A 24,309-nucleotide genomic window follows, 5' to 3' on the forward strand; every position below is an offset into this window, starting at 1 on the left:
CACTCTAAATTCTCTACATAATTTCATTTAATCTCATACTGGTTTATTATTTTTTGATTGTTCCTTAATCTTTATAATCTACACTCAATGTTAATTTAACAGTTGTTCCTTTAGTAATAATTTCTCCTTCAGAAATATCCTGTGTTGAAACAGTTCCATTTCCATCAAAAGTGACTGTAATTCCAAGCTTTTTTAATAAAGTATCTGCATCTTCTTTTGAATATCCCCTAACATTTGGCATTACAACATTATTATTATAAGTCGCATCACCACTTGTGTAAAGTGTTATTTTTGAACCTTCCCTTACTGAATTCCCTGGATATGGAGTCATATTTACTATTGTTTCTCCATCCCCATCTATAAGACAATCTAGTCCTATATTTTTCAATACTTCTTTAGCATCTTGAGGCTTCATATTTCTAACTTCTGGAATAACAACATCTTTACTAATTTTTTCTTTATCATCAGAATCTTTACTATTTAGATAGTTAAAAACATCCGTAAATAATAGTTTAGCATATGGTACAGCTACTTGTGCTGCATAATACGCACCATTACTAGGTTCATCAACGGTTATCATAATAGTAATTTTAGGATCATCGACTGGAGCCATTCCAACAAATGAAGAGATATACTTACCTTCTCCATATTTTCTACCAATAACCTTTTGGGCTGTACCAGTTTTACCACCAATGTGATACCCATCAATAAAAGTAGCTGTAGCTGATCCTCCTTTCACAACACCTTCAAGGTAAGTTCTAAGTTCTGCTGTCTTTTCTGGACTTGCGACTGTAGAACTTTTTGGCTTAAAAGTATCATCTACAATTTTAACATTATTTTCATCATTATGAGTTACTTCTTTCATTACATGAGGCTGAATTAGCGTACCTCCATTTGCTATTGCATTAAATGCTGCCATATATTGAACCGAATTTACTGTGTTAGTTTGACCAAATGATATTGTAGCAAGGTCTGCTTCTGAAACTTGATCAACTTTTTTTACAATTCCAGATGCTTCACCCGGCAAGTCAATTCCACTTACTTTTCCGAATCCAAATTTATCAATAGATTCACATAACTTTTCTTTACCAATCATTTGTCCTAATTTTACATATCCAACATTAGAAGAGTTTTTAAGAATTTCGGGTAAATTTTGAAATCTATTCAGTTGTTCAGCATTTCTTACAGTAATACCTCCTACTGATATTGATCCATTATCTACAAATTGTGTATCTTTATTAGCAACATTATTTTCTAAACCTGATATAGTAGTGATTACTTTAAATATGGATCCAGGTTCAAAAGTATCATTAACTAACCTATTTCTCCACATTTGCTGCACTTTGTCATTAATATTAGCACCATCAAATTTATCCGCCCCGCTATATGGATTATTTGGATCAAAATCTGGTTTATTAACCATACCTAAAACTTCACCTGTTTTAGGGTCCATAACTAATATTGAAACTGCTTTAGCTTTATTTTCATCATAGCACTGTTTCGCTATCTTCTCAGCAAAACTTTGAATATTTTCATCAATAGTTAAAGTAACATCTTTGCCCTTTATAGGCGCCGTATAATCAGGAACAGTATAAGGCAAGTCTGTATTATTTTTATCAAACTCTGCAATCTTCATTCCAGGAATTCCTGTCAAATAAGAATTATATTGAAATTCAACTCCTGTTAGTCCTTTGCCATCTGGATCAGTAATTCCTAAAACATGTGATAGAAAGTTATTATTAGGGTAATATCTTTTTGTATCTTGTGAAACTATAATTCCATTTATATTAAGTTCCTTGACTTTATCAGCCACACTTTTTTCTATTTTCCGTACTACAGTAACAGATCCCGCATCAGCACCACTTGGAAGCTTCTTTTCTAAGTCAGCTTTTATTTCTGATTCATCCATATTCAATGCCTTTGCAATCACAGGCGCAATATCATTATAATTTAATCCAGCGTTTCCTGTAGGTACAGGAATACCTACGCTTTTCATATGATCCAGTTCCTTGTTTGGAATAGATGTCAATTGTCTTTTTAAGTATGATCTCATAGAATTTAAATCAAAATCTACCCTGTAGACATTAGCAGATACGACGAGTTCATTTCCACTTCTATCCAGTATTCTTCCCCTTTGGGCATCCATCTTCACTTCGCTTGTCCACTGTTCTTCTGCTCTTCCAGAATAATCCGCACCATTAACCACCATTATATAAGATAATCGAATTAATAATAGCGCAAAAACTATTGTTAATGATAAAGCTATATACAGCGATCTTTGGCGCATTTTTCCTTTATTTATGTATCTTATCTTTTTCAACGACGTTCCTCCGTTTATTCTTACGAATTAAATCAGCTAACCTTTTTATAATTACTGTTAAATTACAATTAGTAAAATTTTCAAAAAATCTATTTAAGGCTTAATAAAATTGCTATTAAAAAATATTAGTATGTGAGCAATCTCTCACATACTAATACTTTTTTATTTTCAACTCTACCACAAACACTTCACAAACTCATAAACATTTAAGATTAAAAACCTTAATATTAACCCTGTTATACCTTTTTAATCTTTATAATCTGAGCTTAAAGTAAGTTTAACTGTTGTTCCTTTAGCTATTACTTCTCCTTGTGAAATATCTTGATCCGATACCGCTCCGCTTCCATCAAAAGCAGGCACTATTCCAAGGCCCTTTAACAAAGTAGTAGCATCCTCCTTAGAATATCCTCTAACATCTGGCATTACAACATTATTATTATAAGTCGCATCACTACCTGTGTAAAGATTAATTTTTGAACCTTCTTTTACTGAGTAGCCTGGATATGGTGTCATGTTTAATACCGATTCACCATCTCCATCTATATTAAAATCTAATTTTGCATCTTTCAATACTTTTTTAGCATCAGCAATCTTCATATTTCTAACTTCAGGAATTACTATATCTCTAGTAATTTGCACATTATTTTCATCTGAGAATTTACTATTTAAATAATTAAAAATATCTGTAAATAGTGTTTTAGCTGGTGGAACAGCAACTTGAGCCGCGTAGTATACCCCATTGCTTGGCTCATCAATTGTTACCATAATAGTAACCTTTGGATCACTAACCGGAGCCATTCCAACAAATGAAGATATATATTTACCATCTTGATATCTACCATCAATAACCTTTTGAGCTGTACCTGTTTTACCACCAATATGATATCCTTCTATGAATGTTCCTGTACCCGACCCACCAGTAACAACTCTTTCAAGATAACTTCTAAGTTCGGCTGTTTTTTCAGTACTAGCAACTGTTGATGTTTTAGGTTTAAATGTCTCGTCTACAATTTTCACATTATTTTCATCTTCATGAGTTACTTCCTTCATTACATGCGGTTGAATTAGGGTTCCTCCATTAGCAACAGCATTAAATGCTGCCATATATTGAACAGAGTTTACAGTGTTAGTTTGACCAAATGCTATTGTTGCGAGGTCCGCGTCTGATACTTTATTAACAGGCTTTACAATACCCTTCGCCTCACCTGGTAAGTCGATTCCACTTGCTTTACCAAATCCAAACTTATTAATGTATTCACATAATTTTTCTTTGCCAATCATAGCTCCCAGCTCCATGAATCCTACATTACATGAATTTTGAATTATATCTGGGAATACCTGCGCTCCATGTCCTTGTGTTCTCCAGCATTTTGGATGAATGCCACCAACTGCTAATGATCCATTACAAAAGAATTTTGTATCCTTATTAACAATATTTTCTTCTAATCCTGTAATAGCTGTTACAACTTTAAATATGGACCCTGGCTCAAATGTATCATTTACTAACCTATTTCTCCACATCTTTTGTACTTTATCCTCTTTAGTTGCTCCATCAAAATTATCTGAACCCTCTCGTGGATTATTAGGATCAAAATCTGGCTTATTAACCATTCCTAAAACTTCCCCTGTCTTAGGATCCATAACTAATATTGAAACTGCTTTTGCCTTAGTATCTTCATATGCCTGTTGAGCTGCTTTCTCAGCAAAATTTTGAATATTTTCATCAATTGTAAGAGATACATCTTTACCATTTACTGGTGATGTAAATTGAGATATTGTATAGGGTAAATCCCTGTTGTTTTTATCAAGCTCTGCAATCTTCATGCCAGGAATTCCTGATAGATATGAGTTATATTGAAGCTCCACTCCAGTTAATCCCTTACCATCGACATTAGTACTGCCTAGTACATGTGCTAGAAAATTATTATTAGGATAATACCGCTTTGTATCTGGCGAAACCAAAACTCCGCTTATATTAAGTTCCTTAACTTTATCTGCCTGTTCTTTTTCTATTCTTCTCACAAGAGTAGCAGATCCAGCATTTGCACCACTTGGAAGTTTAGTTTCAAGTTTATCCTTAACTTTTGTAACATCAAGGTCCAATGCCTTTGCAATAGCAGGCGCTATATCATCTGTTTTTAATCCTTCATCTCCAGAAGGAATAGGAATTCCTACGCTCTTCATTTGATCAATTTCAGTCTTTTTCAGATCTTTTAATGTTCTTTTCAAATATGACCTTATAGAATTCAAATCGAAGTCAACTCTATAAACATTAGCGGATACAGCAAGTTCCTTACCATTTCTGTCTAGTATTCTTCCCCTTATAGCATCTATTTTTACTTCGCTTGTCCATTGTTCCTCTGCCCTTGCCGCATAGTCAGCTCTCTTAACTATCATTATATATGAAAGTCTTATTGTTAATATTGCAAAAACAAAAGTCAAGACAAAAGCAGCAAAACTCATCCTTTGGCGCATTTTTGCTCTATCTTTATAATTTTTCTTTTTCAACGTCTACTTCCCCCATGTACTTTCTTTTGGTATATGAAAAGACAATAAGTCAAAGATACTTTGTATATTTTATGTTATATACAATATCCTTGCCTTATAGTTACTCATTAGTAAATATACTTACCATAGCACATCATAAAGTTAATCTAACAATGGAAGACTTCACCTTCTAAAATTCAGTAAAATATATCTTCCATTTAGATTTAAGTACAATAGTACACATTGACTTATTATTCCTAATTATACCTTACATAACCCTGAAAATACCGATAATTTAACTTATTATTATTTATGTGGGAACACAAATTACTACGACTACTTAAGTAAACTTGTTAGTTTAGAGAATAAAGTATCTTTTTTAGGGTTAGATTCTGTATTGGTCGGTTTTATATCCTCAAAATAATTCTGAGCAAAATCAATCCTTACAGTTTCCTCTTTCTTTGGAACAAACATAGCCAATTTATTTGAAGCATTCTGTTCTATATTGTTTAAAGATGAAAACTTAAGTAATTTAACTTTTATAGCTTCATTTTCTTCTTGTGTTAGCTTAATTTCAGCACTTAATTTACTTACTTTACTTTGCATACTATAAATTTTATTATCCCCAGAAATAGTTATAAATCCAAGACCAATTATGACTACTGCTACAGTTAACATATATTTTCTATCATTTCTTCTGCTGTTTCTCAATAAATTGTTCTTGTTTGTTATATTTTTTCTTCTTTGTATTTCCTTATATTTCTTCTCTGGTTTACGTACCCTGGTTTTTCTTTCTGGTGCTAATGCTGTATTCCCTTTTATATAATCATATTCTCTTCTTCCCATTTTATTCACATCCCAACATATTTATAACATAATAATAATTATATTTTTTCAATTATCCTCAATTTAGCGCTTCTACTCCTTGGATTTTCTTCAATTTCCTCTTCAGTTGGTGCTATGCCTTTTTTTGATATATTCTTAACTTGTGGTAATTTTCCACAAGCGCAAATCGGAAATTCTTTTGGACAATTACATGGGTTTTCTAATTCTCTAAATTTAAGTTTTACAATTCTATCCTCTAAAGAGTGGAAAGTTATTATTGCCATTCTTCCCCCTTTATTTAATCTATTCACTCCATCTTCTATAGTTTTATTTAGTATTTTCAATTCTGAGTTAACTTCTATTCTAATCGCCTGAAATGTCCTTTTAGCTGGATGAGGTCCTTCTCTTCTCATTTTGGCTGGAATAGCAGCTTTAATAATATCTACTAGTTCAAAAGTTGTTTCTATAGGCTTTTCTACCCTTCTATTAACTATAAAATTTGCAATTCTTTTAGCAAATCTTTCTTCACCATAATCCTTTATGATTTTATATAAATTTTCTTCTGAATAAGTATTTATAATTTCATAAGCAGAAAAATCATTATCTCTGTTCATCCTCATATCCAATGGTGCATCCTTCATATAACTAAATCCTCTAGATGCTTCGTCAAGCTGATATGATGAAACACCAAGATCCATTAAAATTCCATCAACTTTTTCAATCTCTAAATCATTTAAAATGTTATCTATACTATAAAAATTACTATGAACATATTTTACATTACTAAAATCCCTTAGCCTTTCTTTAGCTGCACTTAGCGCATCTTTGTCTTGATCTATACCTATTAGCACTCCATCAGATGATAGATGCTTTAAAATATGGGAAGAATGTCCTGCACCACCTAAAGTACAATCAACATAAATTCCATTTTCCTTGATATTTAGTGCGTCTATGCACTCATTTAATAATACTGAAACGTGTTTAAATTCCATACTAAAAACTCCTTATATTCCTAAATCATTCATTTTTTCTGCAATTGAATCAAAATCTATACTTGATTCGTTATATTCATTCCACTTTTCTTTGCTCCATATTTCTACTCTAGATAATACTCCAATACTTACTATGTCCTTTTCTATACTTGCATATTCTTTTAAATTTTGTGGAATTAATCCCCTACCTTGTTTATCTAATTCTACCTCACAAGCCCCAGAAAAAAAGAATCGTACAAAAGATCGTGCATCTTTATTTGTTAAAGGCAAAGTTTTTAATTTATCTTCTAGTATTTTCCATTCTCCAAGCGGATAAGCATATAAACATCCATCTAGGCCTTTTGTAATAACAAATTTATTTCCCAGACCTTCTCTAAGCTTCACTGGAACAATTATTCTATTCTTAGGATCTAACGCATGTTGATATTCCCCAATAAACATTATTCTCAGCTCCCACTTTGATACTTTTTGAAATTCTCCTCTATTTTATACCACTTAACACCACTTTTAACCACTTTAAGTATATCTATTCTATAAAAACATGGTATTTCCTCCTTCATACTGATATTTTTTTATAAAAATTAAAAAAACTACGTAAAAACAATATATATTTTTACGTAGTTTTTCATCTTTTAAAATAAAATTCTTATTATATTATACTTTTTAGTCTCTTAATGTGGCTCCAAGTTTATATTCCAAAGATTTTAGAATCTTTTCATGAACTTTATTAACATCTTTATCTGTTAATGTTTTACTTTCATCTCTGTACCAAATAGCATAAGCTATACTCTTCTTACCTTCTGGAATTTGTTTTCCTTTATATATATCAAACAATTCCACTTTTTCAACTAAGTTTCCACCAGCTTTTTTAATTGTTTCATCAATTTCTTGAACTAGAAGACTATCATCAACAAGTAATGCTATATCTCTTGTCACTGCTGGGAATTTAGGTAATGCTTTATACTTTTTATCCATATCAGCATTTTCATATAAAACATCTAAATCTAACTCAGCAACAAAGCATGGTACATCTAAACCATAATTCTCACAAACATCTAAGTGAACTTCTCCAAGTGTTCCAGCATTGTTTCTGGCAACAACAATCTTAGCTGTTTTTCCAGGATGGTAGCTTACATTTTCGCTTTCTCTTTCATATTTAACATTTTTTATTCCAAGACCCTCAGTTATGTTTTCAACAACACCCTTAAGTTCTAAATAATCACAATCTCCATACATACCTATAGTTAAGGTATTTTTTTCTATTGGAAGCTTTGTTTCATCTTCATTTGGAATATAAACTTTACCCATTTCAAATAATCTAACATATGAATTATTTCTAGAATAATTTCTTCCGAGAGATTCCATAATTGAAGGAAGTGTTGATGTTCTCATTACACTATAGTCTTCTCCTAATGGATTCTTTATCTTAACAACCTTTCTAAGTTCACTATCTTCAGGTAAATTGATTTTATCAAATACCTTTGGAGATACAAATGAGTAACTAATAGATTGATTTAATCCACTTCCTGTTGCAAGCAATACTACTCTGTTATCTAACATTCCTTTTCTATATCTAGGTTCTCTTTCTGTAGACACCTTGAAAATTGTTGTAGGAATCTTTTCATATCCATAAATTCTTGCTATTTCTTCAGCTATGTCTTCTCTAATTGCAATGTCAACTCTGAAAGTTGATGCTGTTACAACTAAATTTTCACCATTAATTTCTGTGAATAAATCAACACTATCTAAACATCTCTTCATCTCTTCTTTAGAAAGATCTGTTCCAAGGAAGTTATTAACCCAATTTGAATCAACAGTTACAGTTGATGCTTCTTTTTTATTGTTATAAACATCTATAGTGCCTTCCATAACTTCTCCAGCATTTAATTCACATATTAAACTACATGCTCTGTTTATTGCTATTTCAGCCAAATTAGGATCAATATCTTTTTCAAATCTGCTTGAAGCCTCTGTTCTTAAATTTAACTTCTTAGAATTCACTCTTATGTTAGTACCATCAAAGTTTGCACATTCAAAAACAACTTCAGTAGTATCTTCTTTTATTTCTGAGTTTAAGCCACCCATTATTCCAGCAAGGCCTATAGTGTTGCCTCCATCTTTAATACAAAGCATGGAATCATCTAATTCTCTTTCTACTTCATCTAAAGTCGTGAATTTTTCTTTATCTTTAGCTCTTTCAACAACTATTTTATTAGTAGTGATTTCTCTCTTATCAAAAGCATGCATTGGTTCCCCAATTTCAAGCATTACAAAATTTGTTATATCAACTATATTATTTATAGGTCTAATTCCTACTTCAAGAAGTCTTTCCTGCATCCATCCTGGTGATGGCTGCACTTTAACATTTTTAATTCCTCTTGCAATATATCTATTACAAAGTGAATCTTTAACTTCAACTGTTAGTTCATCACTTATATTCTTAGAACATTTTGCTTCATAATCTAAATTAGGCATTTTATAAGTAGTTCTAAGCGCTGCCGCTGTTTCTCTTGCCATCCCAACCATGCTTAAACAATCTGGTCTATTTGAAGTTATTTCGAAATCCAAGATAGCCTTATTTAAACCTAAAACTTCTTTAATATCAGCTCCGATTTTAGTATCCGCAGGTAAAATCATTAATCCATGTACTGGTTCATCTCCCGCTATGCCTAATTCTTCTTCTGAACAGAACATACCATTTGACACTTCTCCTCTAAGCTTACCTTTTTTAATTTTAGATCCATCAGCTAATGTAGAACCATGAAGAGCAACTGGTACAATGTCTTGTTCTTTCATATTGGTTGCAGCTGTAACTATTTGTATTTCTTCAGTGCCTATGTCAACCTGACATATACTTAATTTTTCTGCATCTGGATGCTTTTCTATTTTATTAATTTTACATGTAACCACATTTTGAATTACATCACCTTGAACAACAAGTTCCTCTAATTGTGAACCAGTTAAAGTTAATTTATCTCCTAATTCTTTAGGACTAACATTTATATCAACATAATCTTTAAGCCAGTTATATGGTACTTTCATTTTGCTTCCTCCTCTTTTAACAACGAAGTAATTAATTCGCTCTAAATCTAATATCTCTTACCCTCATTTTTATAAGTGTAAAAGTTCTTAATTGTGCTTCGCACTTTTTTATATGTGATAAGATCTTAATTGCAGCATAGCTGCTTTTTTTAAGGTGCATATTCTGAAGAATATATATGGTAATATTCTCTAGAATATATATGGTTAAAAATATATATTCTTAAATCTCCAAGTTTCTAATTACTAGAACTCATGAAAGATGTTATGCTATAAGTTCTTAAAATTGATTTAAGAATCTCATATCACTTTCATAAAGTAATCTTATATCATCTATTCCATATTTCAACATTACCATTCTATCAACACCAAATCCAAAAGCAAATCCACTATAAACTTCTGGATCAAGCCCACAATTTCTAAGAACATTTGGGTGAACCATACCGCAACCTAATAATTCAATCCAACCACTGCCTTTACACACTCTACATCCTTCTCCACCACAAACAAAGCAAGTTGCATCCATTTCAGCAGATGGCTCTGTGAACGGGAAATGGTGCGGTCTGAATTTAGTTTGAACCTTATCTCCAAACATCTTCTTAGCAAATAATTCTAATGTTCCTTTTAAATCAGCAAAAGTAACTCCTTTGTCAATAACCAAACCTTCCATTTGATAGAATATTGGCGAGTGAGTAGCATCTACTGAATCTGATCTATATACTTTACCAGGTGATATCATTTTTATTGGAGGTTTTTGATTTTCCATAGTTCTAATTTGAACTGGTGAAGTTTGAGTTCTTAGAACTATATTATCGTTGATATATAAAGTATCTTGTTCACTTCTTGCCGGATGATTCTTAGGGATATTTAATGCCTCAAAATTGTAACGGTCAAGTTCAACTTCTGGACCTTCTTCAATAGTGAAACCCATTGAAATAAAGATTTCTTCCATGCTTTGTAATGTTAGGTCTAAAGGATGCCTTTTTCCTATTACTTTTTTTCTTCCTGGAAGTGAAATATCTATAGTTTCTCCAGCAAGTTTTTCTGACTTTTCCTTATCTTTAATAGTTTTTAATATGCTTTCTAGTTTCTCTTCAACAACAGCTTTAGCTTCATTCACCATTTTTCCAACTATCGGTCTTTCTTCTGGAGATAATCCTCCCATACCTCTTAATATTGTAGTAAGTTCTCCTTTTTTACCTAAGAACTTTACTCTTATCTCTTCTAATTCACTGCTATTTTTTACAGCTTCAATTTGATTTAATGCAAGCTCTTGCAATTCTTTAAGTTTTTCTTTCATAATTGTTCTCCTTTCAATAAATTCAGCAAACAATGTGATATTATTTACTTTTAGTCGCCAATAAAGTGATTTTTCATTTATTTCTTAAAACACACTTCAAAAATCTTAACCCCTTACCGGCTAGACTTGAATTAATCACAAATTATTATACTGAGCAAATTTTTACACAAAAAAAATCGCCCCCATAAAAAGGGACGAAAAATCCGCGTTACCACCCTAATTGGAGCTTTATCACTAAAGCAACCCAACTTAATTTAATTAACGACTTTTTTTGCCGCTAGCTACTACTAAAAATTTCACAGCTAGAACTCCTGAGTGAACTTCAATATTATATTATTTAAGAAGGCTTGCAGTCTATGACCTTCTCTCCCTTAAAATTCTTCTAATATCTACTCTCTCATTCACAGTTTTTAAATATTTCATTAATACAACTAATTATACAAATAAATCCTAAAAATATCAATACTCAATTTTATGATATCTTTACAAATTACTTTGCCTTACTTTTTCATACATTATAACTGACGCAGCTATAGCTACATTTAGAGATTCTGCATTACCAGGCATAGGGATTTTAACTTTAGTATTAGCCAAATCAAATACTTCACTACTCACTCCATTACCTTCATTTCCAACAGCTAGCAGAACTTTACCCTTTAGATCTACGTCAAAAAAGTTTTTATCAGTATCAAGTGATGTAACAACTATGTTGAATCCCTTCTCTTTTAATTGCTTAACTAATGTTAAATTCTCATCATCATAATGAATAGGAATATAAAATATAGAACCCATTGTAGATCTAATAGTTTTTTCATTGTATATATCTACAGTTCCTTTTGTTAATATAATCCCTTGTACTCCTGCCGCATGAGAAGTTCTTATTATAGTTCCTAAGTTACCAGGATCCTGTATTTTATCACAAAGCAAATAGAAATCACCATTATCACTTAATGACATTGAATTCATATTAATTACAGCAATTATTCCTTGTGGCCCTTCTGTAGAAATTAATTCTTTAAATAAGCTTTCACTTATTTTATATATTTTTGTATCCTCAGTTATGTAATGTAATAAAAATTGATCAATTCTCTCAAATGCATCTTCTGTAACAATTAAATAATCTATATTAACTTTCGCTTTGAATGCCTCTTGAATCAATCTAAACCCTTCTATTATATATTGATTATTTTTATTTCTATTTTTTCTTTCTTTAAGTTTCTTGGTATACTTAAACAAATTATTTTCTTTACTTTCAATAAATATCAAAGTTCTACACCTCTAACCTATTCAGCTTTTCTTACAAATCATACTTTCAAGCTCATTACCAAGAGCCGCCACAACATTCCTATATACTTATATATAATCTTCGAAACAAGAAACAGCTATACCATTACTATAAATTATTTTATAAATAAAATAAAATGCGGCCTAAGCCGCATTTTATGTATTAAGCGTTTAATTGTTTCTTAGCAACTTCTACTAATTCTGAAAACGCCTTAGGATCATTTATAGCTATCTCTGATAACATTTTTCTATTGATATCTATTCCAGCTAATTTAATTCCGTTCATGAATTTTGAATATGATAAATCATTCATTCTTGTAGCAGCGTTTATTCTTGCGATCCATACGCTTCTATAATCTCTCTTCTTATTCTTTCTTCCAACATAAGAATTTCTTAATGCTCTTATTACTGATTCATTAGCAGTTTTAAATAACTTGCTCTTTCCACCATAGTATCCTTTTGCAAGTTTTAAAACTTTTTTATGATTTTTACGAGAATTTTTCGCTCTCTTTACTCTTGCCATTACTTAAACCTCCTGCACTACCTCTATTTTATAGGTATGGTAATAATTTCTTAATAGTTTTTTCTTGTGTTACTGAAACGTATCCAGCTTTTCTAAGATTTCTCTTTCTCTTTGAGCTCTTCTTAGTTAAGATATGACTCTTAAACGCTTTAGCTCTCTTGATCTTTCCTGTACCTGTCTTTTTGAATCTTTTTGCTGCACCTCTATGACTTTTCATTTTTGGCATGATTAAAATCCTCCTCTCAAGTTATGCCTTCTTAGGCCCTAAAACCATTGTCATGCTTCTGCCTTCTCTTTTAGGATGTTTCTCTATTAGGCAGACATCTTCTAATTTAGAAGCAAAGTTATTAAGAATTCTTTGCCCAATGTGGGAAAGTTCCATTTCTCTACCTCTAAATCTGACAGTGATTTTAACTTTATCTCCATCTAATAGGAACTTTCTTGCATTTTTTGCTTTTATGTCAATATCATGTTCCTCAATAGTTAGACTGCATCTTATTTCTTTAATACTTACAATTTTTTGCTTTTTCTTAGCTTCTTTTTCCTTTTTTGATTGCTCATATATATACTTACCAAAGTCCATAATCTTACAAACTGGTGGTGTAGCATTAGGAGAAATCATAACTAAGTCCATTTCTTTCTCTTCTGCAAGTCTTCTTGCTTCAGCTGATGAGATAACACCTAATTGCTCCCCATCGCTTCCAATCACTCTAAGTTCTTTTTCTCTTATTTCTTCATTCATAGAAAAATCTTTATTAATATTTTTCACCTCCGAAAAATTACATACATAATAAAAAGACGGCCATATAGCCGTCTCAACATTATCAATACATCATGCATAATGCATAAATAGATATCCATTAACCCAACCAGTAGAATTAACACTGTTAGGTGAGAAACGGCTGTTTCTTCTTAACGAATATTAGTATATCATCTTTATTAATACGTGTCAATATTTTTTCGCAATTATTTTTTCAGAATTATATTCGTTGTTTGCTTCATAAAAAGTCACTCTATTTTCAAACACATTTTCTATTGTATCCAAAAACTCCTTATTGTTGCAATTTTCTTTACCAAAAATATTTATAGCTTTTGGTGCATTTGTAATAAGTCCACTTATTAGTATGTCCTCAATATTTAAATCTACTTTATTTTGTTCCGTTATTAATTCATTGCAAAAATCGTAATATAAATTTTTACCTTCTTTATCCCGAATAATATAATTATTCCCTTCTTCTATTATTATATTAACTTCTTCTATCTTAGATTCCTGTAACTCTACAAAATACTTTAGTAATTTTATAAATTCCTTATATTCCTTTTCGACCATATATCTTTCCACAACTTTATCTATAATTTTCTCAATATCACCTCTAAGTTTTCGCATTCTAAAAGTTATAAACCCATCTATATTAAGTTCTTGTTTTTCACTTATACAATCTCTAATCATTTCTACCATTAAGTTTATTTTATTTAAGCAATATATAGAATCTTCATTTTGAGTAGTTTCTTCATATTTTAATACTTTAACTATTTGATCTTCCACCTCCAGTATCTCACTTTGTTTTAAGAAAAAATAGTTATCCGTTATGAATTCAAACATTTCTTTTTTTCTATAATTATCAATTACTATTCTATATAAAATATTACTAACATATAAGTTAATAACTTCTTTTATTTTTTCATTATAACATTCATCCTCAGAAATTATCTTAATTATATGAGTATTTCCTTCGATGCTTTCAACAAACCCTATTAAGATATTTTTCTTCTTCAGTAGCTCTCTTAGCTCTTGCAGGTCCCGAGAAAAAGTCAAGTCTTCACTATAAGCTAATTTTAAAATAAGCATGGATTTCACTCCCTTCTTAATATTAGTATGTATAAAAAATCTAATGATATGCAGAGTTTATATTTTATTTTTGGTTAAACACAAGTTCCTTTTTTACGTATAATCGTTAATTAATTGACATATCTAAATCTAAGGTTCAAAATATAATTTAAATCAACTGCCTTGCTAGATTGCAAAAGCAGATTATTTATCACATTTTTTAAGGAGCATTTTATGCATTGTTTTATTGATTATAGAGCGACAAAAGAAGAATTACTTAATCTTTCAAAATTTGGAATCAATCCAATTCTAGTCCCAAAATCTAATGATGTTTATGAAGCTATAAATGGTCATCCTGATATTCAATTAAATATATTAAAAAATAGTTTAAGTGATAAAATCATTATCCAAAAAAATATTTCTGAAACTTTCATTAATATTCTCAAAGAAAATAATATAGATTATATTTTTTCTAAGAGCTCGTTGACTAATAAATATCCTGGTGATATTATTTTAAATTCCTTAATATTAGAGAATTATTTTATACACACATTAAAATTTAGTGACGATAACCTTTTAAAATCGCAATATTTAAAAAAACATATTAATGTTCCTCAAGGATACACCAAATGTTCTATCCTACCCGTTAATGAAACTGCATTAATTACAAGCGATAAAGGAATTTTTGAATCTTTAAAAAATTATAACTTTGATATTCTTCTGCTTCCTCCCGGAGATATATTACTACCTTCACTAAATTATGGCTTTATAGGCGGGGTTGGTGGTATGATCTCTAATAACAAAATGGCTTTCTTTGGTGATCTAGATAGTTACAAATGGGGAGACGAAGTAAAAAAGTTTCTTTCAAAATATGACGTCGCACCCATCCCACTAAGAAAAGGAAAATTAATAGATCGAGGTAGTCTACTTACCTTATAATCATGTCCACTATATAATATGATTTCTGTTTTTTTATGTTACTTTTATATTAGGCAACTGAAGCATTATATAAAATACAAAAAATTACTTAAATCTCCTTTATAATGTTCTCAAAAACAAAAAAGATAGCATGTGTAAGATTCCTCTTGACTGCTATCCTTTTCATTTTTATCTTATTATCCTATTTCTTATCTCACTGCTCAATTTTTCAGCTTTTTCTTTTACAATTCCTGTCATAGTTCTAAATTCGCTACTCATATCTTGAGTGAATTCTTTCATTTCACATCTCATTTTTTCTGCCTTTTCTTTTATTTCTTTGTTTAAATCTAGCATGATAATATCTCCTTTCTTAAAAAATCTTTATATTATTTATAATTGCTAAAAAATTATATTTATAAATGTTTTTTTGTAATATAAGTTTGCCCCAAAATAGGAATATTATTAATAAAACTCTGACTTATTTTTAATTTTTCAAATATTTATGGTCATATGTAAAAATTTTTCATATGACCATCACAATTTCTTACTTTTTGATTATTTCTATATTTCTAAACTTAAAAATTCGCCTTCCATATATAAATCAAATTTATTAAATGCCCAAGAAAATAAGAAATTTACTTTGACATAGTAGCTTCCTATCATTTAAACTATTTTAGAATAGATTTATAACGAATTATTTTATATTTTAGGAGGAAATTAATGAGCGTACTTACTGTTAAAAATATGAATCATGGCTTTGGAGATAGAGCTATTTTCGAAGATGTATCATTTAGATTATTAAAAGGTGAACATGTTGGTCTTATTGGAGCTAATGGAGAAGGTAAATCAACATTTATGAATATAGTAACAGGAAAACTTATGCCTGATGAAGGTAATGTTATATGGTCAAATAATGTTAGAGTTGGATATATGGACCAACATGCTGCTTTAACTAAAGGGCAAAGTATAAGAGATGCTTTAAGAGATGCTTTTAAATACCTTTTTGATTTGGAAGCCGAAATGAATTCTTTATATGAAAAAATGGGTGATTGCAGTGAAGATGAGTTAAATAAAATGTTAGATAGAACTGCTACAATTCAAGACATGCTTGATCATAATGGATTTTATATAATTGATCCAAAAGTCGAGGAAGTTGCGAAGGGACTTGGACTTTTAGATTTAGGCTTAGATAGAGATGTTGATGATTTATCAGGTGGACAAAGAACTAAAATTCTTTTAGGTAAATTATTACTACAATCTCCTGATATTTTACTTTTAGATGAGCCTACTAACTATCTTGATGAAGAACATATAGAATGGCTTAAAAGATACCTTCAATCGTATGAAAATGCATTTATACTAATTTCACACGATATACCATTCATAAATTCAGTAGTTAACTTAATTTATCACGTAGATGAAAGAAAGCTTACTAGATACGTTGGAGATTATGATGAATTCCAAAGAATATATACAGAAAACAAGAAGAAATTAGAAGCTGCCTTTGAAAAGCAACAAAAGGAAATTGCAAGACTTGAAGACTTCGTTGCTAGAAATAAAGCTAATGTTGCTACTGCTAATATGGCTAAATCTAGACAAAAGAAATTAGATAAGATGGATGTAATTGAACTTTCTAAGGAAAAGCCAAAACCTGAATTCAACTTCAAACCAGCTAGAGCTTCTGGTAAAGTTATTTTTGAAACTAAAGATTTAGTTATAGGTTATGACTCTCCTCTTACAAAACCATTAAATTTATATATGGAAAGAGGACAAAAAATAGCATTAGTTGGAGCTAACGGACTTGGTAAATCAACTCTTTTAAAAAGTTTACTAGGTATAATCAAACCACTTAGCGGAGAAGTTAATCTAGGAGATTATCAATACATAGGTTATTTTGAACAGGAAGATAGAGGCGATAATAGTAACACTTGTATAGAGGAAGTGTGGCAAGAGTTCCCTGGATATACTCAATATCAAATAAGAGCTGCTCTTGCTAAATGTGGACTTACAACTAAACAATTAGAATCTCAAATAAGAGTTCTATCTGGTGGTGAGGCTGCAAAAGTTAGGCTTTGTAAAATTATAAATAATGAGACTAACATATTAATACTTGACGAGCCTACAAATCATTTAGATGTTGATGCAAAAGATGAATTAAAAAAGGCACTTAAAGAATACAAAGGAACAATTCTATTAGTTTCACATGAACCTGACTTTTATAGAGACATAATAACTGAAACTTGGAACTGTGAAGATTGGACAACAAAGATAATATAGCAATTATTAAAAATGTAGTCAGTTTATTAAAACTGGCTCTTTTTTGCATTTTAAACTTTATCACTTTATATAATCTCTCTATAAAACCTTATCATGGTGTTTATATATAAATTCATATATTAACTATATAAAATACAATAAAATCTCATAATGCAAATATAATAATAAACAGTTCTCTTTTCATTGATACTTTCTTCTATTATAATAATGTTTAAGAGATAAAAACACTGTTTCTGTTGGTAGTCAGAACCTATATTATAATATAGCAGTAACCTGCCCTCCTGGGGTTGTCCATTCTCCGTAAATTTATTTCATACAGGAGGATTTAATTATGGTAACAATAATTAAATTAACAGTTCTTTTTGATGATCCATTTTGGATTGGTGTCTTTGAAAATATTGAAAATGGCGAATATAATGTATGCAAAGTTACCTTCGGCTCAGAACCAAAAGATGAGGAAACTTACGAATTCATACTAAAAAAATTCTATCATTTAAATTTTAGTTCGCCGATATTGTCTGATGAATTTAAATCAGTAGAAAGGAAACACAATCCTAAAAGGCTTCAGAGAAGTATTAGAAAAGAGGTTAATGCTAAAGGCATAGGAACTAAAGCTCAAATAGCTATGCAATTACAGCATGAACAAAGCAAAATAATACGCAAACAAAAATCAAAAGAGCAAAAGGAGCAAGAAGAGCAAAAAAAGTTTGAGTTAAGAAAAAAGAAAAAGCTAGAAAAGCATAAAGGACATTAACAGTAAAAGTCCTCTATAAATCTCTTCTTTTTTAACTATTATACTTCATTTTGTAACTATCTAAAATGCTCGAAAATAACAAGTTAAAAATGCTACTAATGTCTTAAACACAAATAAATATCATTTTGATAAATGATATTTATTTTTTTATGATATTGCAGCATTATATTAACTTGTTATTTTTTGTTCTTCTTTATAATTTAAATATACTTTTTTATTTTATCTCACAAAGTTCACTGTCTTAAAAACTCTTACTTGACATAAAATGCTAACATGTTATCATAAAACTATTAGCTAAAAGCAATATACATATAAAGGGGATATTACAAAAATGATGACACTAGATAAATTTGAAGAAGCATACGAAATCGTACAGAGAGTAATTTTAAAAACTAAATTAGTGTTTAGTGATTATTATTCAGATATTACAGGAAATAAAGTCTACTTCAAGCCTGAAAATATGCAAAAAACGGGTGCTTATAAAATAAGAGGGGCATACTATAAAATCAGCACGCTTTCAGAAGAAGATAGAAACAAAGGTCTTGTAACAGCTTCTGCTGGCAACCACGCTCAAGGAGTAGCTTACGCTGCAAAATCCTATAATACAAAAGCAATAATTGTAATGCCAACTACCACTCCACTAATGAAGGTTAATCGTACTAAAGCCTATGGAGCAGAAGTTATTTTACATGGAGATGTTTATGATGAAGCTTGTAATTACGCTTTAAAACTTGCCGAAGAAAAAGGCTATACTTTCATTCATCCTTTTGATGACTTAGATGTAGCAACCGGTCAAGGCTCAATAGCGATGGAGATCATAAAAGAATTACCAACCGTTGATATAATCTTAGTACCAATAGGCGGCGGTGGACTCGCTACAGGAGTTTCTACACTCGTTAAACTTCTTAACCCTAACATAAAAGTTATTGGTGTTGAGCCCGCTGGTGCAAACTGCATGCAGGTTTCATTAAAAAACGGAGAAGTAATCACTCTTCCTTCAGTGGATACTATAGCTGATGGTACTGCCGTTAAAACTCCTGGCTCTAAGATTTTTCCATATATAAAACAAAATCTTGACGAAATCATAACTATTGAAGATCACGAGCTTATAGGAGCATTCCTAGATATGCTTGAAAATCACAAAATGCTTGCTGAAAACTCAGGTTTATTAACTGTAGCAGCATTAAAACACTTAGATGTAAAGGATAAAAAAATTGTATCTATTATAAGTGGTGGCAACATGGACGTGATTACTTTTGCATCCTTAGTACAACATGGTTTAATTGAAAGAGAACGTATTTGTACAGTTTCTGTTTTGCTTCCAGATAAACCTGGTGAATTAACAAATGTATCTAAGGTAATTGCAGAAGCTCAAGGTAATATAATCAAACTAGATCATAATCAATTTGTTAGCATTAATCGTAACAGTGCGGTTGAACTTGATATAACTATGGAAACCTTTGGGCATGAACATAAAGAAGCCATTATAAAAGCCCTTAGGAATAATGGTTATGATCCAAAAGTTATAAACCCTAAAATGATTTACCAATAATTAAACTTACGAAAAATGATCTACAAAAAACTTTTAGTAGATCATTTCTATTTATAATATATTTAGGTCTTTTATTTTAGCACCTTACCAGCGCCATTACACTTAAAAACTACAACTTGTCCTACTTTTAATAATATATTCTTCTACATACCAGTACTTTAAAGTTATATTAATTGATTAAAAATACTAATTCAATTTATTATTTTTAATCAATTCTTTTACATCAATTAACCGTTCACATATTTTAAATGCTAATTTTTTTGTCTCTTCCTCTAATACTTTCATATCCGGAACATGTATACCAGTCATTCCTGCTGAATGAGCCGCCATTATCCCAGCGTCTGAATCTTCTATAACCAAACAATTTTTAGGGTCCACATCTAATTCTTCTGCTGCCTTTAGGAAAATTTCCGGATCTGGTTTGGAATTTTTCACTTGATCACCGCAAACTATAGAATTAACTTTCTCTTTTATCTTTGCTTCTTCCAATAGTTCTAGTGCTCTTTGTCTCCTTGTTGAAGTTGCAACAGCTATTTTAAATTTTTCTTTATTTAAATAATCTAGTAATTCATGAACTCCCGCTTTAATTTTAACACCATTTTCATTTGTTGTTTTATGTGCTAATTCAGATTTCTTCTTATATATCTCATCAAACGGGAAATCACTTCCATATTCCTCCAACATAACTAACTTTATGCCATCAACATTTCTCCCAATAAACTTTACATAAAACTCTTCAGCTATTTCATATTTATATTCTTTAAGAACTTCCTTATAGCATTGAAATGATATTCTTTCTGAATCAATTAATACTCCATCCATATCAAAAATTATTGCATCTATTTTTTTCATACGTTTTCTCCTCTTCTCCAATTAAAAATATTGCGTACTTTTTATATCTTAACATTTTACTTCAAACTTTCCAACTAATAAAACAATTCCAAAAATCTCTTTGCTGCACCCCATAAATATCTCTCCTTAATCCAAATCGCTGTAATTTGAATCTTTAAAGTATCTCTTAATAATAAGTAGTACATCCTTTAAATCATTTAGATCAATTTCCGCACATTCATTCATAAACTTATAATATTGACTCATCACAACCACCATCGGTTCAGATTCCCTACTTCTCTAGCAGCCGAATTAGTAATTTCTATTATATGTTTAGCCCTCTTATAAAGAAGTTTGCCAGCATCTGTTAATATTATTGTTCTTGCTCTACATTCAAATAATATTAAATACTAACTACAATAAACTGCTCTAAATCAATTGATAAGAGCAGTTTATTATTAAAATATGTACAATTATTATTTATATATAAAATTCCGTATTCTTTCAAGTAACATACTTAACGCTACAGTATTTGCTCCACCCTCTGGAATTATTATATCTGCCCTTCTTTTGCTTGGATCTACAAACTCCTCATGCATAGGTTTCACAGTTCCTAAGTATTGATTTATTACAGAGTCTAAATCTCTACCTCGCTCTTTTACATCTCTTAACAATCTTCTTATTATCCTTACATCACCATCAGTATCTACAAAAACTTTTATGTCCATCAAATCACAAAGTTCCTTATTTTCAAATATCAATATTCCTTCTAATATAATAACCTTAGTTGGCTTAACTTCAACCTTATCATTTAGCCTAGTGTGTTCAACAAATGAATAAACCGGATGGTATACTGTATTTCCTTCCTTTAACTGCTTAAGATGATCTATTAAAAGATCAGTATCAAATGAATTTGGATGGTCATAATTTAGCTTCTTTCTTTCTTCTAATGAAATTTCTTCATTAGATTTATAATAATAATCATGACAAAGTATAATAACTTGCTCCTCGAAGACTTCCCTTATTTTCTCAGCTAGCGTAGTTTTACCTGATCCACTACCACCAGCTATACCTATTATCATTACATCTTGCATATCTTCCTCCATAGTATTATATATATATTCTAAATTAAACTTATATTATCATACCTTTTAGATTTTATTACAAAATAAAAAAAAAGACAACTCTTATCAAACCTTAATTATCTCTATTAGGGCCTAACAAGAGCATTGCTGTAATGCTTTTCTTATCAAATTAGTGAATTCTATAATGCATTTTTTTGGAGCACTGATGATTTCTTATATAAGTATACAGTGAGATTCTTATTCTCTTTATTGACATTCCTTAATATTATTGCATTTTCACTATTATTTTCAATACTTTCTATATCAAAAAGTTCAATTGCTTTATTAATTTTTTTAATTTCACCATTTTCTTTCTTATATAGCACGGATAAGGTTTCATCAAAATAATAATCTTGTTCTAATGTTTTATTCTGATTTTCTTCCGTTTCACCATAAGTAAATCTATCTTCTCTTCTTAAATAAGCTTTTTTCTTACTATTTATTCCAGCTTTGTTATAAACATTTTGTTTTTCATGAATATTTATATTCTTCAAAATGCACTCTATCTTAATTACAAAATTTTCGTATTTTTCAATCATTTCTACTAGTTCACTATACTCAATAACATCTTCACCATACTTAGTTCTAAAATCATCAAGCATATCCTCAACTTTACCTCTATCATATATTCCTTTGAAAGATATATCTTTTGCTAGCTCTTTTACTATATTATTTATACTTTTATAACGTATAAACTGTAGCATTTTTATAATAAAAAACATAGACAACACACAACAAGGTACTGAAATTAATGGGAAGTTAATTAGTAGAGCTCCAAGAAAAATTAGCAGCATAAAATTCCTATTGGCATCTTTATATATCTCGATTCCTTCCACAAGTGCAGGATTATAGGATAGAATCTTCTCTATCATCAAGTTCTTATTTTTTTGATTAATCTTTCTATCACTTTTAATAATTCTCCTTGATTCTTTTCTTTTACGTCCTCTCATATCAGCTACCTCCTCTTATTGTAATGTTTTCCTTAATTTTACATCACATATTATTTATTATCAAGCTCTTCCATAATTTAAATATTTCTATGTTTTACTCTTATTTTTCTTTTTTCCTTGTATTTTTCTTTATTTCTCTAGCCTTTTTTACACTACCATGTCTATTTTTAACAAAAAATTCTTTAATCACCTCTCATTAAATTAACTTTCTCATGATTTATAACAAATTGACCAATTACTTTATTTCCATTTATCTTATCAATCTCAAAATCAACCTATTGACACAATTACACTCATGTGATATATTAAAAGTTTTATTTTTTTCACAAATATGTTATACTATAAAAATAAAGAAAAAGGAGGTGGATTTTTTGTTTTCCATAGGAGATAAAGTTGTTTACCCCATGCAAGGCATAGGTACCATAGAAAGAATAGAAAATAAAGTTTTCAGCGGCAAAAATAAAGAGTATACAATAATAAAAATTCTATCAAATCACTTAGAAATAATGATTCCAAGTGATAAACTAGCTAATTCAAATTTACGTAAAATTAGCGACAATTCTACTCTCGAGAATGTATTATTTAATATTAATAATCAAGAGAATAATTCTCAAGTTATGTCTGCTAAAGAAAGATATCAAATTAATTCAAATAAAGTGAAATCTGGTTTGCTCAAGGATAGTGCTGAAGTTGTTTACGATTTGATGATTATAAGGAAAGAAAAATCACTAAACACAAGTGAAAAGCAGCTCTTCAATACTGCCCACAAATTATTAGTTCAAGAAGTTTCATTGATTAAAAATATTACTGAAGTGGAGGCTGAAAATTTTTTAGATTTGAATTTGGGATGATATAATATTTAATTTTTATTTTGTTGATTATTTATTATACAAACCTCTACATAAAAATAATAAAGTTATATCTATAAAAACTTAATCAAGAATTTATAGATATAACTTTATTAACTAAAAAAGCTATAAGAGTAAACTCTTATAGCTTATTGCTTCAAACAGAAACTATCTTCTGTTGTTTTGTTGCTTTCTAGCTCTTCTACAATCAGCACATCTTACTGGTTCATTTTCGAAACCTTTTTCTTTGTAGAATTCTTGTTCTCCAACTGTGAATATAAATTCTTTTCCACAATCTTTACATACTAATGTTTTATCTTCCATTTACAATTCCTCCAAATTTAAAGACTTAGTTAACCAATATTTTCTCATAAGGAGAAATTATAATATAATTAAATCTTTTATATATTTTGTTCTCATCGAACTTCTTAAGTATACCATACTATTTTTAAAAATA

The 24,309-nt window shown here is 29.9% G+C and carries 22 protein-coding genes and 1 other annotated feature; of the genes, 5 read left to right on the forward strand and 17 right to left on the reverse strand.

Annotated features, from left to right (window positions below):
- Positions 1 to 64: 64 nt before the first annotated feature.
- The 12 genes from CLCHR_RS12195 to ytxC all read right to left on the reverse strand — a co-directional run bounded on the left by CLCHR_RS12195 (position 65) and on the right by ytxC (position 14,619).
- Positions 65 to 2,320, reverse strand: coding sequence for a stage V sporulation protein D (locus CLCHR_RS12195; RefSeq protein ID WP_079440079.1), 2,256 nt, complete (start codon positions 2,318 to 2,320; stop codon positions 65 to 67).
- A gap of 246 nt (positions 2,321 to 2,566) precedes the next feature.
- Positions 2,567 to 4,828: a stage V sporulation protein D gene (locus CLCHR_RS12200; RefSeq protein ID WP_079440080.1), complete on the reverse strand. Its 2,262-nt coding sequence runs from the start codon at positions 4,826 to 4,828 to the stop codon at positions 2,567 to 2,569.
- Between the two features lie 315 nt (positions 4,829 to 5,143).
- Complete coding sequence (locus CLCHR_RS12205) at positions 5,144 to 5,653, reverse strand: cell division protein FtsL (protein ID WP_079440081.1); 510 nt, start codon at positions 5,651 to 5,653, stop codon at positions 5,144 to 5,146.
- 38 nt (positions 5,654 to 5,691) lie between these two features.
- Positions 5,692 to 6,624, reverse strand: a complete 933-nt coding sequence (gene rsmH, locus CLCHR_RS12210) for a 16S rRNA (cytosine(1402)-N(4))-methyltransferase RsmH (protein ID WP_079440082.1) — start codon at positions 6,622 to 6,624, stop codon at positions 5,692 to 5,694.
- Positions 6,625 to 6,636: 12 nt separating this feature from the next.
- Positions 6,637 to 7,065 (reverse strand): division/cell wall cluster transcriptional repressor MraZ, encoded by a 429-nt coding sequence (gene mraZ, locus CLCHR_RS12215; protein ID WP_079440083.1) that lies wholly within the window; start codon positions 7,063 to 7,065, stop codon positions 6,637 to 6,639.
- A gap of 222 nt (positions 7,066 to 7,287) precedes the next feature.
- A complete protein-coding gene (pheT, locus tag CLCHR_RS12220; RefSeq protein WP_079440084.1) occupies positions 7,288 to 9,666 on the reverse strand; it encodes a phenylalanine--tRNA ligase subunit beta in 2,379 nt (792 codons plus the stop codon).
- Between the two features lie 277 nt (positions 9,667 to 9,943).
- A complete protein-coding gene (pheS, locus tag CLCHR_RS12225) occupies positions 9,944 to 10,963 on the reverse strand; it encodes a phenylalanine--tRNA ligase subunit alpha (RefSeq protein WP_079440085.1) in 1,020 nt (339 codons plus the stop codon).
- A 187-nt stretch (positions 10,964 to 11,150) separates the two neighbouring features.
- Positions 11,151 to 11,377: a binding site (T-box leader), on the reverse strand.
- A 69-nt stretch (positions 11,378 to 11,446) separates the two neighbouring features.
- Positions 11,447 to 12,229, reverse strand: a complete 783-nt coding sequence (locus CLCHR_RS12230; RefSeq protein ID WP_079440086.1) for a TrmH family RNA methyltransferase — start codon at positions 12,227 to 12,229, stop codon at positions 11,447 to 11,449.
- Between the two features lie 181 nt (positions 12,230 to 12,410).
- A complete protein-coding gene (gene rplT / locus CLCHR_RS12235; RefSeq protein WP_079440087.1) occupies positions 12,411 to 12,770 on the reverse strand; it encodes a 50S ribosomal protein L20 in 360 nt (119 codons plus the stop codon).
- A gap of 28 nt (positions 12,771 to 12,798) precedes the next feature.
- On the reverse strand, positions 12,799 to 12,996 hold the full coding sequence (rpmI, locus tag CLCHR_RS12240; RefSeq protein WP_079440088.1) for a 50S ribosomal protein L35: 198 nt from the start codon (positions 12,994 to 12,996) through the stop codon (positions 12,799 to 12,801).
- A 21-nt stretch (positions 12,997 to 13,017) separates the two neighbouring features.
- The gene (infC, locus tag CLCHR_RS12245; RefSeq protein WP_079440089.1) at positions 13,018 to 13,539 is read right to left on the reverse strand and encodes a translation initiation factor IF-3; all 522 of its coding nucleotides are present in this window, start codon (positions 13,537 to 13,539) and stop codon (positions 13,018 to 13,020) included.
- Positions 13,540 to 13,719: 180 nt separating this feature from the next.
- Positions 13,720 to 14,619 carry a putative sporulation protein YtxC gene (gene ytxC, locus CLCHR_RS12250; RefSeq protein ID WP_079440090.1) on the reverse strand — a complete coding sequence of 300 codons (900 nt, stop codon included), beginning with the start codon at positions 14,617 to 14,619 and terminating at the stop codon, positions 13,720 to 13,722.
- Between the two features lie 213 nt (positions 14,620 to 14,832).
- Here ytxC and CLCHR_RS12255 point away from each other — a divergent pair, with 213 nt between their 5' ends.
- Positions 14,833 to 15,537, forward strand: a complete 705-nt coding sequence (locus tag CLCHR_RS12255; RefSeq protein WP_079440091.1) for a DUF6873 family GME fold protein — start codon at positions 14,833 to 14,835, stop codon at positions 15,535 to 15,537.
- A gap of 168 nt (positions 15,538 to 15,705) precedes the next feature.
- On the opposite strand, the gene CLCHR_RS24780 is transcribed toward CLCHR_RS12255, so the two are convergent.
- Positions 15,706 to 15,870 carry a hypothetical protein gene (locus CLCHR_RS24780; protein WP_169896788.1) on the reverse strand — a complete coding sequence of 55 codons (165 nt, stop codon included), beginning with the start codon at positions 15,868 to 15,870 and terminating at the stop codon, positions 15,706 to 15,708.
- Between the two features lie 366 nt (positions 15,871 to 16,236).
- Here CLCHR_RS24780 and CLCHR_RS12260 point away from each other — a divergent pair, with 366 nt between their 5' ends.
- The 3 genes from CLCHR_RS12260 (at position 16,237) to ilvA (ending at position 20,099) form a co-directional block, all read left to right on the forward strand.
- The gene (locus CLCHR_RS12260) at positions 16,237 to 17,793 is read left to right on the forward strand and encodes an ABC-F family ATP-binding cassette domain-containing protein (RefSeq protein WP_079440092.1); all 1,557 of its coding nucleotides are present in this window, start codon (positions 16,237 to 16,239) and stop codon (positions 17,791 to 17,793) included.
- 331 nt (positions 17,794 to 18,124) lie between these two features.
- The gene (locus CLCHR_RS12265) at positions 18,125 to 18,547 is read left to right on the forward strand and encodes a YjdF family protein (RefSeq protein ID WP_079440093.1); all 423 of its coding nucleotides are present in this window, start codon (positions 18,125 to 18,127) and stop codon (positions 18,545 to 18,547) included.
- 331 nt (positions 18,548 to 18,878) lie between these two features.
- Positions 18,879 to 20,099, forward strand: coding sequence for a threonine ammonia-lyase (gene ilvA, locus CLCHR_RS12270; protein WP_079440094.1), 1,221 nt, complete (start codon positions 18,879 to 18,881; stop codon positions 20,097 to 20,099).
- 186 nt (positions 20,100 to 20,285) lie between these two features.
- Here the strand turns inward: ilvA and CLCHR_RS12275 are convergent, their stop codons facing one another.
- The 3 genes from CLCHR_RS12275 to CLCHR_RS12285 form a co-directional block, all read right to left on the reverse strand.
- The gene (locus CLCHR_RS12275) at positions 20,286 to 20,951 is read right to left on the reverse strand and encodes an HAD family hydrolase (RefSeq protein ID WP_079440095.1); all 666 of its coding nucleotides are present in this window, start codon (positions 20,949 to 20,951) and stop codon (positions 20,286 to 20,288) included.
- A gap of 455 nt (positions 20,952 to 21,406) precedes the next feature.
- Positions 21,407 to 22,024, reverse strand: coding sequence for a uridine kinase (gene udk / locus CLCHR_RS12280; protein ID WP_079440096.1), 618 nt, complete (start codon positions 22,022 to 22,024; stop codon positions 21,407 to 21,409).
- A gap of 170 nt (positions 22,025 to 22,194) precedes the next feature.
- Entirely contained in the window at positions 22,195 to 23,004 is an 810-nt protein-coding gene (locus tag CLCHR_RS12285) for a hypothetical protein (RefSeq protein WP_079440097.1), read from the reverse strand.
- 371 nt (positions 23,005 to 23,375) lie between these two features.
- Between CLCHR_RS12285 and CLCHR_RS12290 the strand changes: the two genes are divergently transcribed.
- The gene (locus CLCHR_RS12290; RefSeq protein WP_079440098.1) at positions 23,376 to 23,855 is read left to right on the forward strand and encodes a CarD family transcriptional regulator; all 480 of its coding nucleotides are present in this window, start codon (positions 23,376 to 23,378) and stop codon (positions 23,853 to 23,855) included.
- A 165-nt stretch (positions 23,856 to 24,020) separates the two neighbouring features.
- Here the strand turns inward: CLCHR_RS12290 and CLCHR_RS12295 are convergent, their stop codons facing one another.
- Positions 24,021 to 24,176 (reverse strand): zinc-ribbon domain-containing protein, encoded by a 156-nt coding sequence (locus CLCHR_RS12295; protein WP_015392682.1) that lies wholly within the window; start codon positions 24,174 to 24,176, stop codon positions 24,021 to 24,023.
- Positions 24,177 to 24,309 lie beyond the last annotated feature (133 nt).

The organism is Clostridium chromiireducens (assembly GCF_002029255.1).
GTDB lineage: Bacteria > Bacillota > Clostridia > Clostridiales > Clostridiaceae > Clostridium > Clostridium chromiireducens.